Here is a 13,318-nt window from a genome sequence, read left to right on the forward strand (position 1 = left end):
GGGGGCGCAAAGGGCCGCACAAGGGTCCGTAAAGGGTCAGGCAGAGGGCCACACAACAGGTAGCGGCCACACAGACGCACATGGGGGAAGACATGTCCGACGACGGCCACGAGCGGAACGGCAGCGGCCACGAGAACGTGCCGAGCAGGCAGCGCAGGCGCTTCCCGGGAATCTCCTCCCGTGCGTACGAGCACCCTGCCGACCGCTCCGCCCTGGTGGCGCTGCGCAAGCTGAGCGGCTTCGACACCGTGTTCAAGGCGCTCAGCGGGCTGCTGCCCGAGCGGAGTCTGCGGCTGCTGTTCCTGTCCGACTCCGTGCGGGTCTCCGACCAGCAGTTCGCGCACCTCAACGACATGCTGCGGGACGCCTGTTACATCCTGGACCTGGAGAAGGTCCCGCCGATGTACGTGACTCAGGACCCGCAGCCCAACGCGATGTGCATCGGTCTGGACGAGCCGATCATCGTGGTCACCACCGGACTCGTCGAGCTGCTCGACGAGGAGGAGATGCGCGCGGTCGTCGGCCACGAGGTGGGTCACGCCCTGTCCGGGCACGCCGTGTACCGCACGATCCTGCTGTTCCTGACGAACCTGGCGATCCGGGTCGCCTGGATCCCGCTGGGCAACCTCGCGATCATGGCGATCGTCACGGCGCTGCGCGAGTGGTTCCGCAAGTCGGAGCTGTCCGCCGACCGGGCGGGTCTCCTCGTCGGCCAGGACCTGAAGGCCTCGATGCGGGGCCTGATGAAGATCGCCGGCGGCAACCACCTGCACGAGATGAACGTGGACGCCTTCCTGAAGCAGGCCGAGGAGTACGAGGCCGGCGGCGACCTGCGCGACTCCGTGCTGAAGATCCTGAACGTGCTGCCCCGCACCCACCCCTTCACCACCGTGCGCGCGGCCGAGCTGAAGAAGTGGGCCGAGTCCCGCGACCACCAGCGGATCATGGACGGCCACTACCCGCGGCGCACCGAGGACAAGGACACCTCGGTGACGGACTCCTTCCGCGAGTCCGCGAGCCACTACGCGACGAGCGTCAAGAGCTCCAAGGACCCGTTGATGAAGCTGGTCAGCGACATCGCGGGCGGGGCGGGCGACCTGGGCGGCCGGGTGCGCCGCGGCTTCGGCGGGTTCGCGGGCTCGGCTCCGGCGGAGGACCAGCCGCCGAGGAACGGGGCGGACGGCCCGGACGGCGACTCGGACGGCGGCCCGGACGGGCCTACGGACACGCCTCCGCGCGCCGACGGCTGATCCGCGGCCGCAGCGGAGGCGCGGCCTGCGTTGCTTCGCGCGGCCCTGAGCGGCCCTGAGCGGCGTTCACACCCTCGGCTGGGCGCTCGTCGCCAGCGATCCGCACAGGGCCGTCGCGCCGCCCGTCGCGTAGGGGTCCGTGCCGGCCGGCCCGCCCGTCTTCGCGGTCTCGCCGGCCAGCAGGGGACGCAGATGGTTCGTGGAGTCCTCGGCGCAGGACAGCGGGCCGGCCTGGACGTAGGACACGATCAGCTGGACCTGGTGGGTGCGCAGGTCGTTGCGGTCGAAGCGGAAGTGCAGCTCGCGGCGGACGGTGAACAGGGAGGCCGAGGTGTCGGCGCCCGTGCCGGTCGGCCGCAGCGCGTACACGAAGGTGTGGTCCGCGGTGACCTCGAGGGTCGCGGAGTCGGTCTCGGCGGCCTGGAGCGTGCCCTGGACGCGGATCTTGCTGTCGGCCAGCTGGGCCTGGGCGGGGTCGAAGCGGACCAGCCAGCCGGTCGGCGCGTGTCTGCCGTCGGCGGCCGGGTGGCTGAAGCTCTCGTCGAACTGGTCGAGCTGCTCGGCGGCGACCAGGGCCCGCACGGGCCGCACCTGCTGCCGGGTGAGCACCTCGGGGTAGAGGGAGGAGTGCACGATGTACTCCTTGGCCGCGGTCAGGGCGGTGACGACCTGGCTGTCGGAGAAGTGCGCGGTGCGCCGGGAGGCGGGCAGCGGGATGCCCTCGGCGCCGATGCGGAAGTGCGCGGCGGGGCTGCGCGCGAACAGCGACTCGGGATCGGCCGCCCCGGGGACGACGCCCTGCGGGGAGAGCGGGATGACGGTCATCCGCAGAGGCTCGACGGACCGGCGCGCCACGGGGCTCTGGTAGGGGTTGCGTACACCCATGTAGACGGCGGTGCCGAAGGCGACGGCGATCAGCATGACCAGGATCAGTGCCTGCCGCGACAGGCCCCGGCGCCGGGGCGGTCGGCGGCGGACGGCCGGCGCGTGGTCGGCCATGCGCTCCTGCGCGGAGTACTCCTGGATGCGGGCAGCACGGACGAACGATTCGTCGAAGACGACGGATCGGTACTCGTCCTCTCCACCTCCGGGATTGCCCTCGGGTGTCCCCTCCGGTGGGTCTCCAGGCCCGGCCATACTTTCAGAGTAGGTCGCGCGGACCCCAGGTAAACGCCCTGCCGTACGACAACTTCTGACAGACGTTCAGGGTGTACGCGGAACGGCCGACACGGGTGGCTGGGAGTAGTCGGCGGACGCCGAGGGAGGCGGCACGCTTCCCTGCTCGAGACCGGTCGTGGCGGGCGAGGGCAGCTGGTCCCGGCTGCTCGACGAGGCGCCCCGGTAGACCGCGGCGAAGGCCAGCGCGACCATGCCGACGCCCATGACCAGAGCCAGCATCCAGGCGACGGGGCGATGCCAGCGGACCTGCCTGCCGTACGCCCCGGGGACGCCGTAGCGGCGTTCCCATGCCTCGGGGAGGTCGGCGTCGTCCAGATCGTCGAGGTCGGGATCATGGCCGAAATCGCCGGGTCCGTCGGAACCGTAGGCGTCGTCGTAGCGGTCGCCTCTGGCGCGGGCTCTGCGGGCCTCGGCCTCGGAGGCCTCGGCTCTCGCCTCCGCGGCGGCCAGGAGACGTTCGACGGCGGTCGGCTCGTGGACCACGGCCGCCTTGATGAACGCCTCGTCGAAGACCACGGAGGCGAACTCTTCGTCCGACACCCCGTGGTCGTGGTCGTCGTCGGGCTCCCAGCCGTCAGGAAACGGCCTGCCCCCCACGTCCTCCGGCACGAATCCAGAGTAGACCTGGGGGGTCAATTTGGGCAGTCGGTAGGGAAATTCATCCGCCGGATGAGACACCGCTCACGACGCCCCGAAGGAGGTTTCAGCGCCGTACGTGCCCGTCGCCCGTGACGATGTACTTGGTGCTGGTCAGCTCCGGGAGGCCCATCGGGCCGCGGGCGTGCAGCTTCTGGGTGGAGATGCCGATCTCCGCGCCGAAGCCGAACTCGCCGCCGTCGGTGAAGCGGGTGGAGGCGTTCACGGCCACCGTGGTCGAGTCGACCAACTGGGTGAAACGGCGGGCGGCCTGCTGCGAGGTGGTGACGATGGCCTCGGTGTGCCCGGAGGTCCACAGCCGGATGTGCTCGACGGCCCGGTCCAGCGAGTCGACGACGGCGGCGGCGATGTCGTAGGAGAGGTACTCCGTCTCCCAGTCCTCGGGCGTGGCCTCGACCACGGTCGCCTTGGAGTCCTTGGCGTAGGCCAGCACGCGCTCATCGGCGTGCACGGTGACGCCCGCCTCGGCGAGGGCGTCGAGGGCGCGCGGCAGGAACCGGGGGGCGATGTCCTGGTGGACCAGGAGGGTCTCGGCTGCGTTGCAGACGCTGACCCGGTGCGCCTTGGAGTTGATCAGGATGTCGATCGCCATGTCGAGGTCGGCGTGGGCGTCGACGTAGACGTGGCAGTTGCCGGTGCCGGTCTCGATGACCGGGACGGTGGACTCCGTGACCACGGTCCGGATGAGCGAGGCCCCGCCGCGCGGGATCAGGACGTCGACCAGGCCGCGGGCCCGCATCAGCTCGCGCACGCTGTCGCGGCCCTCGCCGGGCACCAGCTGCACGGCGTCGGCGGGCAGCCCGGCCCCGCCGACGGCGTCGCGGATCACTCGGACGAGAGCGGTGTTCGACTCGTAGGCGGAGGACGAGCCGCGCAGCAGGACCGCGTTGCCGGACTTCAGGCAGAGGGCGGCGGCGTCCACGGTGACGTTCGGGCGGGCCTCGTAGATGATGCCGACGACGCCGAGCGGGACGCGGACCTGGCGCAGGTCGATGCCGTTGGGGAGGGTCGAGCCGCGGACGACCTCGCCGACCGGGTCGGGCAGCGCGACGACGTCCCGGACGTCCGAGGCGATGGCCCGCACCCGCTCCGGGGTGAGGGTGAGCCGGTCCACGATCGCCTCGCTGGTGCCCGCCTCACGGGCCTTGGCGATGTCCTTCGCGTTGGCCTCGACGATTTCGCTCGTACGGACCTCCAGCGCGTCCGCGATGGCGAGCAGCGCGTCGTCCTTGGCGGCCCGGGGCAGCGGCGCGAGGTCGGCGGCGGCCGCCTTGGCGCGGTAGGCGGCACGGGTGACCGGGGACATGGAGTCGTACGGCGAGAGCGTGGTCATAGGGGAAGGGTAGTGCGCCGCGCGGGCCGGTCCACCGTTCGTTCCACACCCCGAGATGTGCCCCGGGGCGGGCCTTGGGACGGGCCACGGGACGCGCCGCGGGACGCGCCGCTCGAACGCTCCCGAGGTCCGCCGACGACGGCGTCAGTACGGATGGACGCCGACCGGGGTCGCGGGCGCCGGTCCATAACCCTCCGCGATGCGCTGGTGGTAGGTCTGGCGGTCGATGACCTCCAGGCCGACGATCTCCCAGGGCGGCAGCCCGGCGGTCTGGCGGTGCTCCCCCCACAGCCGCAGGGCGACGGCGGCCGCGTCGTGCAGGTCGCGGGCCTCCTCCCAGTACCGGATCTCGGCGTGGTCGCCCGCGTATCTGCTGGTCAGGAGGAAGGGATGGTCGTGGGCGAGCTGCTCGAGGGCCCGCCGGACCTCCTTCAGCGGGGCCTCCTCACCGGAGACGCTGAGGGTGACATGCCACAGCCGGGGAAGGTCCACGGGCTGCCCGCCCTGGGACTCGGCGCCCTCCTGGGCCAGGTACCGCTCGCCCGCCGCCACGCTGGTCAGGGCGCGCTCCTCGCCCGGCGCGCGCGCCGGCGCGGAACCCGCGGCGCGGGACGAAGCCGGACCGGCCGTACGCGGCGCCGCCGAACCGGTTTCGCCGGTACTCCCACGGGTCGCTGCCACCCCAGGGCGCACTCGTCTCACGACGGCCTCCTTTACGCAGCGCTCGTGCGGAATCTGTCCCTGGAACAAAGTTGAGCAGGCCGCACGGCTCCGCGGGGCGGTTTCACGGAACGTCCCCCACCGGTACGGACCGTTCGAGCGGGTTTACGGGTGCAGGATCACCAGGTCGTCCCGGTGGACGACCTCGCGCTCGTACTCCGCGCCCAGCTCCCGCGCCAGTTCCCTGGTCGACCGCCCGATCAGCTGGGGGATCTCCTTGGCGTCGAAGTTGACGAGGCCGCGGGCCACCGCGCGCCCCCGGGTGTCCCGCAGTTCGACGGGGTCGCCCGCGCTGAACTCGCCCTCGACGGCGGCGATCCCGGCCGGCAGCAGCGAGGTGCGCCGCTCGACCACCGCGCGCACGGCACCGTCGTCCAGCGTCAGGGAGCCCTGCGGGGTGGAGGCGTGCTGGAGCCACAGCAGCCGGTCGGCGGAGCGCTTGCCGGTGGCGTGGAAGTAGGTGCCGGTGTCCCCGCCGGTGAAGGCGTCGGCCGCGTGGACGGCGCTGGTGAGGACCACGGGAATGCCGGCGGCGGCCGCGATCCTGGCGGCCTCGACCTTGGTGACCATGCCGCCGGTGCCGACGCCCGCCTTGCCGGTGCTGCCGATCTCGACGTGCGCCAGGTCCCCGGGGCGCCGCACCTCGGCGATCCGTGAGGTGCCCGGCTTGCTGGGGTCGCCGTCGTACACGCCGTCGACGTCGGACAGCAGGACCAGCAGGTCGGCGTGGACGAGGTGGGCGACGAGGGCGGCGAGCCGGTCGTTGTCGCCGAAGCGGATCTCGTCGGTGGCCACCGTGTCGTTCTCGTTGACGATCGGGAACGCGCCCATCGCGAGCAGCTCGTCGAGGGTGCGGGAGGCGTTGCGGTGGTGGGCCCGCCGGCTCATGTCGTCGCTGGTCAGCAGTACCTGGCCGACGCGGACGCCGTAGCGGGCGAAGGAGGCGGTGTAGCGGGCCACGAGCAGGCCCTGGCCGACGCTCGCGGCCGCCTGCTGGCGGGCGAGGTCCCGGGGGCGGCGGCGCAGGCCCAGCGGGGCGAGTCCTGCGGCGATGGCGCCCGAGGAGACGAGCACGATCTCCTTCTCGCCTCCGCTGCGGCTCTTGGCGAGGACGTCGACGAGCGCGTCGACCCGGTCGGCGTCGAGTCCGCCGGAGGCGGTGGTCAGCGACGAGGAGCCGACCTTGACGACGATCCTGCGGGCCTCGCTCACGGCCTGCCTTGCCCCTGCCACCTTGTTCTTCGCCCCTCGCGTAGGTCGACGGCTGCCCGCCTGGCAATCTACGCGAACAGGGGCGGAGGCCGCGCAGGGGTTTCACTTCGCGGACAGCACTCGGCCGTAACCGTTCGCTCACGCTTTGCGTACGGCAAAAAAGGTTGTACTGGTTCCCCATCTGATTTGAAGAGAACACAAATTTATTTTGAAGTTTGTGTCACCTACAGTTCGCTCTGTGAAGCGCATACTCCTTAGATCGGGGAAGAGCCCCTTCGACGTCGTCCCGGTCGAGGAAGCCCTCCACCGCGATGTGATCGCCACCAACTCCGGCAACCTGATCTTCAGCGATGCCGCGCACAAGATCCTCACCACGCCGGACTCCGAGGTCTTCTCGAACGGCATGCGGACCGACGTGAACGCGGCGGCCCGCATCAACGAGGAGTACGACGCCTTCGTCGTGCCCCTCGCCAACGCGTTCCGGCCGACCTTCGAGCAGCCGCTGCAACGGCTGACCAGGCTCATATCGAAGCTGAAGATCCCGGTCGTGGTGATGGGCGTCGGCGCCCAGACCGGTGTGACCTACGACCCGGCGCGGCTGAAGCCCATGGAGCCCAGCGTGCGCGCCTTCTGCGCGGCGGTGCTGGAGCGCAGCGCCTCCATAGGCGTGCGGGGCGAGTTCACCGAGCAGTACCTCACCGACATGGGCTTCCGGGACGTCGAGGTCATCGGCTGCCCGTCGATGTTCATGCACGGCGACCGGCTGCCCGTCGAGAAGAAGACGCGGACCCTGACCGCGGAGGCGCGGATCGCCGTCAACGGTTCGCACACGGCGGTGCGCGGCGGCGGTCTGCACAAGGTCATCACCCGCACCCACGAGCGCTACCCGAACCTGCGCTACATAGGCCAGAACCTCACCGACGCCAAGCAGCTGCACTGGCGGGACGTGGACTCCCCGGCCGGCCGGATCACCGAGATGCCGACCCACCCCGACCACCCGATGTACCGGGAGGACAAGGCCCGGGTCTACATCGACCCGATCACCTGGATCGACGACCTGCGGGACTTCGACTACTCGTTCGGCTCGCGCATCCACGGCAACATCGCGGCACTGCTGGCGGGCACGCCCGCGACCGTGCTGGCCTTCGACTCGCGCACGCTGGAGCTGTGCCGCTACTTCGAGATACCGCACCGGCTGCTCAGCGAGGTGCCCGCGGACCTCGACCCGGCCGAGCTGTACGAGGAGGCCGACTTCACCGGGCTCAGCGGCAACCACAAGGAGCGCTTCGACCGGTTCACCGCGTTCCTGGACAAGAACGGGCTGCCGAACACCTTCACCCACGGCGACGGCGGCGTGGCCTTCGAGAAGAAGCTGCGCTCGCTGTCCTTCCCGGCGGGCGTGCGCCCCTGGAACGACGCCGACCTGGCCTCGCTGGCCGGCAGGTTCGGCTGGCTCCAGCAGCGCATCACCGAACTGGACTCCCACAACGCCCAGCTGAAGCGGGACCTGGCGAAGAACCGGCCCGGCGCGAAGGCCGCGGCCAAGGCCGCCGCGGTCATCCCCGCCCCGTCGATCTACCGTCGCGCGAAGCGCGCGGTGGGCGGCCCGCTGCGCCGCGCGCTGAAGCCGAGCAAGTAGGACCGGCCGAGCACGTCGGACGGCATCACGACCGGGCGGCACCATGCCGGGCGGCACCCCGCGCGGGCTCACGCGGCCGCCGGGCCGCCCGGTCGCATCGGATGCCGGAGCCGGCGGAGCCTGCGGCGGACCTTGCGGGTGAAGCCGCGGAGGAAGGTCTCGGTCGGGTCCTTGCGCCAGCCCGGGAAGTCCTTGGCCTCGCGGGGCTCGGCGAGGTAGATCCGGTCGGGCAGGCCCGCCGTGCGGGAGCCGTAGTGCGGATAGGCCAGGTAGAGCTGGGTGTTGCGCTTCTTCAGGACCGGGGCCGGCTCGCTCTTGGCCTTGATGAACTCAAGGACGTCCACCAGGAGTTCGGGGCGCTGCCGGGCCACCAGCTCCAGGCGCAGCCGCTCGTGGACCCGGAGCCGCTGCGCGACGCCCTCGTTCCAGTAGGTGTCCATCAGCGGCTTGGCCAGCTCCATCTTGGTGCGCCGGATCTCCTCGTCGTTGCGGAGGAAGACGGGCCCGAACTGCGGCAGCACGGTGACGAGGAACGGGCGGACCATGAGCACGTCCCGCTTGGCGCCGGGCGGGACGAGCCGCTCCAGCAGTCCCATCAGGGCGCGGGCGGAGTCGAAGCGCAGGGTGTAACTCCCGCTCTTCGTCACATGCTTGCCGTCGGTGCGGCCCACCAGGTAGTAGCAGGTGTAGTCGGCGACCACGGAGACGCCGTCGGCCCGCAGATAGGCCTCCATCGTGAACAGGGCGTCCTCGCCGGTCCACAGCGACTCGTCGAAGCGTATGCCGTGACGCTCCAGGAACTCCCGGCGGAACAGCTTCTGCGCGCTGAGGGTGAACTTGATGTTGGAGGAGTAGACGTCCGTACGGTCGAGGGTCTCGCCCCACATCGACTTCGGGGGCTTGCGGTTGATGCCCTCGACCCGGCCGAGGACCACGTCCGTGCCGTTGCGGTCGGCCATGGCCACCATGCGCTCCAGGGCCTCGGCGCCGAGCCGGTCGTCGGCGTCCAGGAAGAAGACGTAGCGCCCGGTGGCCTTGGCGAGGCCGACGTTGCGCGGGCCGCTGGGGCCGCCCGAGTTCTCCTGGCGGACCACGGTGACGGCCATGGGCACGCGGGCGGCGAACTCCTCCAGGTACTCCCCGGTGCCGTCCTGGGAACCGTCGTCCACGGCGATGACCTCCAGGCGCGCCGCGTCCAGGGTCTGTGCCTCGACCGACGCCAGGCACTCGACCAGATACGGCATCGCTTCGTACGCCCCGATGACCACCGTGACGTCAGGCTGCGCAGCGGTCACTTTTCCCTCTCCACACGCACCGGTTCCCCCACATGAACACTTTGGATACCCGGTAGACGATGGATGAACGGGGTGGGTTGCCTGGGTTTCGGTACGTGTCCCACATCACAGGACGCAACTGAGGCCGGGCCCCCGGAGAGAACTCTCCGGGGGCCCGGCCTCAGGAAATACGGGTGTCAGCCGGCCGTAACGCCCTTGGCATCCTTGGGCAGTTCCGTCGCGTCGTCCGGCGCGGCACCGACCGCGTCGTCCGCCGACACGGCGTGCGACTCCTGGCCGACGTTGCGCGCCTCCGCCTTCAGCGCGAGGTCGGTGATCGCGGTGTCGAACTGTTCGAGCGAGGTGGGCTCGTCGGGTCCGAGCAGGTAGTCCTTGAGTTCCTTGCGGTCCTTGGCCAGCGGATCGCCGGCCGGGTCGCGGACCGCGTCCAGCAGCTGGTCCAGCTCGGCGGCGTCGTTGCCGAGGATCACGGCCGCGCGCACGGCGGTGTTCTGCCGCCTGAACTCCTCGGCGCCCAGCTCCGCGGAGTCCGCGACCGCATACGGCTTGCCGCTCGCGATGAAGTCGGAGACCACGCTGGAGATGTCCGAGACCATCGCCTCGCAGGCGTTGAAGCAGTCGTACAGGCGGGGTCCGGCGCCGGTGATCACCCGGTGCTCGAAGGAGGGGAAGGAGCGCCAGTAGGTCTCGTTCCACTCGGCGCGCAGCCGGGCGGCCTCTTCGTGCTTGCGGACGTCGACGATGCCGTCACGGCTCGTCACGGCCTCGTCGGCGCGCTCGTCGAAGGCGAGGGAGAGACCGTCCAGCCGGGCCTTGAGGCGGGTCAGTTCCGCCTTGGCCCTGGCCTCGGCCGCCGGGTCAGCGGTGAAGCGGGGGTCGCCCGCGCGCTGGGCGGAGGCCTTCTTGATCAGGGCGGTGATCCGGCGGTGCGCGGCGCCGGCCTTGGCGCTGCGGGTGCCGGTGAAGGGGTGCGGCTTGTACAGGACGCGGACCGGGGGATCGGCCGCGACCAGCTTCTTCACGATGTTCTCGCCGGCCAGCAGGAGCGAGGTGTTGCCCGGGTTGTCGTCCCAGCCCTCCCAGGTGGGCGCGTACAGCACCGTCGCGATACGGCCCTCGGGTGTGCCCTCGGAGGTCCGGATCGGCGCCAGCTGCGGACGGCCGACCTCCACGATGTCCTCGTCGCGGATGCCGACGTCGGCGATGGCGTAGCGGTCGCGGCCCGCGCGGCCGGCGGTCCACACCTCGTCGTAGACCTTGCTGAACGGGTTGACGCTGGCGAGCTTGTCGCTGTCGCCGTGGCCGATGAAGACGTGCTTCATGGTCGGCACCCGCAGCAGGTGGATGTTCTTGCCGACGTTCGCGCAGTACAACGCGACCCGCACCATGGACAGGTCCATGTTCATCAGGTGCACCCCCCCGGGCACGCAGACGACAGGGACCGAGGTGGGCGCCATCTTCTCCAGGACGGTGCGCTCACGCAGGATGACCAGGGGCCGGGACTCCATCTGCTCCATGGTCTCCAGCCACATGTTGACCTGGTACGCGGAGTCGTCGGAGCCGGAGAAGTACAGCACCGTCTGCGGCCGGTACTCGCGCAGCCAGGCGCTGACCGTGCCGAGGACCTTGTCGGCCTTCGGCGGCAGCCGCTTGGCCCGCAGGTACGGCACCAGCGCCAGCACGTACAGCGCGCCCAGGCCCAGGGTGACGCCGATACCGGCGAAGCCCGCGGCCTCGGAGTCGGTGAGCGCGCTGACGAGGAGACCCACGACGGCCGCGAGGTCGAGGTGGAGCATCTTCACGGTGGCGCGGCTCAGCAGGCGGCGCGGCGGGGCGTCCGGTATGCGCAGCCTGGAGGCCAGGTCGACGTTCCTGGTCACCACCGGCATCTGACGGCGCTTGCCGATCAGGGTGATCAGCGCGCCGTGCGGGGCCTGGAGGCCGAAGAACACCGTGAAGCACGCGATCGCCGCGTAGAAGACCGGCTCCTGGGAGAGGTCGAGTCTCGCCAGCAGCAGGATCAGCAACAGCTCGCGGACCAGGAACCGGGTGGACAGACCGGCCCGCACCTTGCCCAGGAGGGCGATGAGGCGGCTGCCTTTGCGGTGGAGGTAGAGGTCCGCCAGGTACGTCACGGCGGCCGCGGCGGCGAAGGCGGGGACGCTCGGAACGAGCGCGGCCGCCATGAGGCCGGGGTAGCCCAGCGTCATGAGGACCGCCGCGGCCAGTTCGGCCGCGCTGCCCACCCGGGCTACGCGAATAGCGGTGGATATCACGGAGAAACCTGCTCTGGGAGGGGGCCGGTCATAGGTACTAAAAGTCCGGAAAATCCTTTGTGAAGGTTTCGGGAGTTTTACGGATCAGGCCTCTGTGAATTCTCCGTAAACAGGGAGCCACAGAGGCCTGAAAAATCGATGGCTATTTCCGATGGATTATGCCATGCCATCCTGTCGGTCGAGCACTCCGGCCAGGGCCTGCTCGAAGCCCGACGCCCGGCCGGCGGCCGCCGTCGGGTCCTGCTGGCGGACGTCGATCACATGCCCGGTGAGCTCGGAGAGCAGCACGTCGAGCGAGGTGCGGGCGACCGCCTCCGAGGAGAGCAGACTGCCCGAGGGCTCCTGCCCGAAGGCCTTGGTACGCATGGGCGTGGCCGTGCGCTCCGGGTTGACGCAATTCACCCGGATGCCGTCACCGGCCCACTCGTCGGAGAGGGCCTGGGTGAGGTTCACCATGGCCGCCTTGGTCGAGGAGTACAGGCTGTACTCGGCACGTCCCCGGGTGTAACTGCTGGAGGTGTACAGCAGCAGCTGGCCCTTCGTCTCCGCCAGGTACTTGTACGCCGAACGTGCGATCTGCACCGGTGCCAGGTAGTTGACTTTCAGCGCTTCCTCGATGGTCGCGTTGTCGGTCTCGGCCAGCTTGCCGATGCGCAGCACGCCCGCGGTGTTGACGACGTAGTCGATGCGCCCGGTCTCGCTGTACGCCTTCGACAGGGCGTCGTCGACCTCCTCCGGGTTCTCCACGTGCGTGCCGGTGGTGGAGCGGCCCAGGGCGTAGACCGTGGCGCCGTAGGACCCGGCGAGCTCGGCGATGTCCTTGCCGATGCCGTACGAACCGCCGAAGACGACCACGGTCTTGCCGGTGAGGAGCTCGCGGTAGACCTCCTCGCCGTTCTGCTCGGGGGTGGCGGAGGAGGCCAGCTGGAAGAGCTTGTCGGCGATGAAGACGTCGACGGGCTGGGTCACCTTCATGTTGTACTCGTCACCCGCCACGACGTGGATCGGCACGTCCGGCAGGTAGCGCAGCACGACGGTGCAGTCGTCGGTGGCCTGGAAGTTGGGGTCGCCCGCCGCCACCTCGTAGGCCCGGCGGATGGTGGACAGCTTGAACGCCTGCGGGGTCTGGCCGCGGCGCAGCCGGGAGCGGTCCGGGATCTCGGTGATGAACTCGCCGTCCTCGCCGTGCGTGCGCGTGACGATGATGGTGTCCGCGGACGGGATGGCGACGTCGACCGCCTGGTAGCGCTCCAGCGCCGTGACGCAGTCGTCGATGACCCGCCGCGAGAGCAGGGGGCGCACGGCGTCGTGGAAGAGGACGTTGAGGTCCTCGCCGTCGGCCAGCCCCTCGCCCAGGGCCGCGATGGCGCGCTCGGTGGTCTCGTTCCGCGTGGAGCCGCCCTCGATGATCTTCCGGACCTTCTTGAACCCGGCCTTGGACACGATCTTCTCGATGTCCGGCACGTAGCCCGGTGCCATCAGCACGATGATCTCGTCGATCGAGTCGGCCTTCTCGAAGGTGGTCAGGGTGTGCTCGATGACTGCCTTGCCGGCGATCTTCAGCAGCTGCTTGGGGATCGACAGACCCACGCGCTGGCCGGTGCCACCGGCCAGGATCACTGCGGTGGTACGGGGCTTGGCTATGTGCTGGGACACAGTGGACCTACCTTGGGGCGACAGGGAACGGGGAAATGGTCCCACTTGCGGTTACCGCGATGCAAGGTGAGCGCCGTTCGCTGCAAATGTGTACGCAACCT

10 protein-coding genes are annotated in these 13,318 nt (G+C 70.3%); 2 read left to right on the forward strand and 8 right to left on the reverse strand.

What is annotated here, in order from left to right; all coding sequences use genetic code 11:
• Window positions 1-92 precede the first annotated feature (92 nt).
• A complete protein-coding gene (locus tag ABT070_RS03400) occupies window positions 93-1,250 on the forward strand; it encodes a M48 family metallopeptidase (RefSeq protein ID WP_351754435.1) in 1,158 nt (385 codons plus the stop codon).
• Between the two features lie 66 nt (window positions 1,251-1,316).
• Here the strand turns inward: ABT070_RS03400 and ABT070_RS03405 are convergent, their stop codons facing one another.
• The 5 genes from ABT070_RS03405 to proB form a co-directional block, all read right to left on the reverse strand.
• Window positions 1,317-2,387 (reverse strand): SCO2583 family membrane protein, encoded by a 1,071-nt coding sequence (locus ABT070_RS03405; RefSeq protein ID WP_351753938.1) that lies wholly within the window; start codon window positions 2,385-2,387, stop codon window positions 1,317-1,319.
• Window positions 2,388-2,453: 66 nt separating this feature from the next.
• Window positions 2,454-3,038: an SCO2584 family spore wall biosynthesis protein gene (locus ABT070_RS03410; protein WP_451099165.1), complete on the reverse strand. Its 585-nt coding sequence runs from the start codon at window positions 3,036-3,038 to the stop codon at window positions 2,454-2,456.
• Between the two features lie 94 nt (window positions 3,039-3,132).
• Window positions 3,133-4,419: a glutamate-5-semialdehyde dehydrogenase gene (locus tag ABT070_RS03415; RefSeq protein ID WP_351753944.1), complete on the reverse strand. Its 1,287-nt coding sequence runs from the start codon at window positions 4,417-4,419 to the stop codon at window positions 3,133-3,135.
• Window positions 4,420-4,563: 144 nt separating this feature from the next.
• Complete coding sequence (locus ABT070_RS03420) at window positions 4,564-5,121, reverse strand: DUF8830 family protein (protein WP_451099163.1); 558 nt, start codon at window positions 5,119-5,121, stop codon at window positions 4,564-4,566.
• A 123-nt stretch (window positions 5,122-5,244) separates the two neighbouring features.
• On the reverse strand, window positions 5,245-6,351 hold the full coding sequence (gene proB / locus ABT070_RS03425; RefSeq protein WP_351753947.1) for a glutamate 5-kinase: 1,107 nt from the start codon (window positions 6,349-6,351) through the stop codon (window positions 5,245-5,247).
• A gap of 238 nt (window positions 6,352-6,589) precedes the next feature.
• Between proB and ABT070_RS03430 the strand changes: the two genes are divergently transcribed.
• Entirely contained in the window at window positions 6,590-7,990 is a 1,401-nt protein-coding gene (locus ABT070_RS03430) for a polysaccharide pyruvyl transferase family protein (protein ID WP_351753950.1), read from the forward strand.
• A 68-nt stretch (window positions 7,991-8,058) separates the two neighbouring features.
• Here ABT070_RS03430 and ABT070_RS03435 read toward each other — a convergent pair whose 3' ends face one another.
• The 3 genes from ABT070_RS03435 to ABT070_RS03445 form a co-directional block, all read right to left on the reverse strand.
• The gene (locus tag ABT070_RS03435; protein WP_351753952.1) at window positions 8,059-9,285 is read right to left on the reverse strand and encodes a glycosyltransferase family 2 protein; all 1,227 of its coding nucleotides are present in this window, start codon (window positions 9,283-9,285) and stop codon (window positions 8,059-8,061) included.
• Between the two features lie 176 nt (window positions 9,286-9,461).
• The gene (locus tag ABT070_RS03440) at window positions 9,462-11,561 is read right to left on the reverse strand and encodes a CDP-glycerol glycerophosphotransferase family protein (RefSeq protein ID WP_351753955.1); all 2,100 of its coding nucleotides are present in this window, start codon (window positions 11,559-11,561) and stop codon (window positions 9,462-9,464) included.
• 156 nt (window positions 11,562-11,717) lie between these two features.
• Window positions 11,718-13,217, reverse strand: coding sequence for a D-ribitol-5-phosphate cytidylyltransferase (locus tag ABT070_RS03445; protein ID WP_351753957.1), 1,500 nt, complete (start codon window positions 13,215-13,217; stop codon window positions 11,718-11,720).
• Window positions 13,218-13,318: the final 101 nt, after the last annotated feature.

The sequence above is a fragment of the Streptomyces sp. NPDC002884 genome, from assembly GCF_040295245.1.
Classification (GTDB): Bacteria; Actinomycetota; Actinomycetes; order Streptomycetales; family Streptomycetaceae; genus Streptomyces.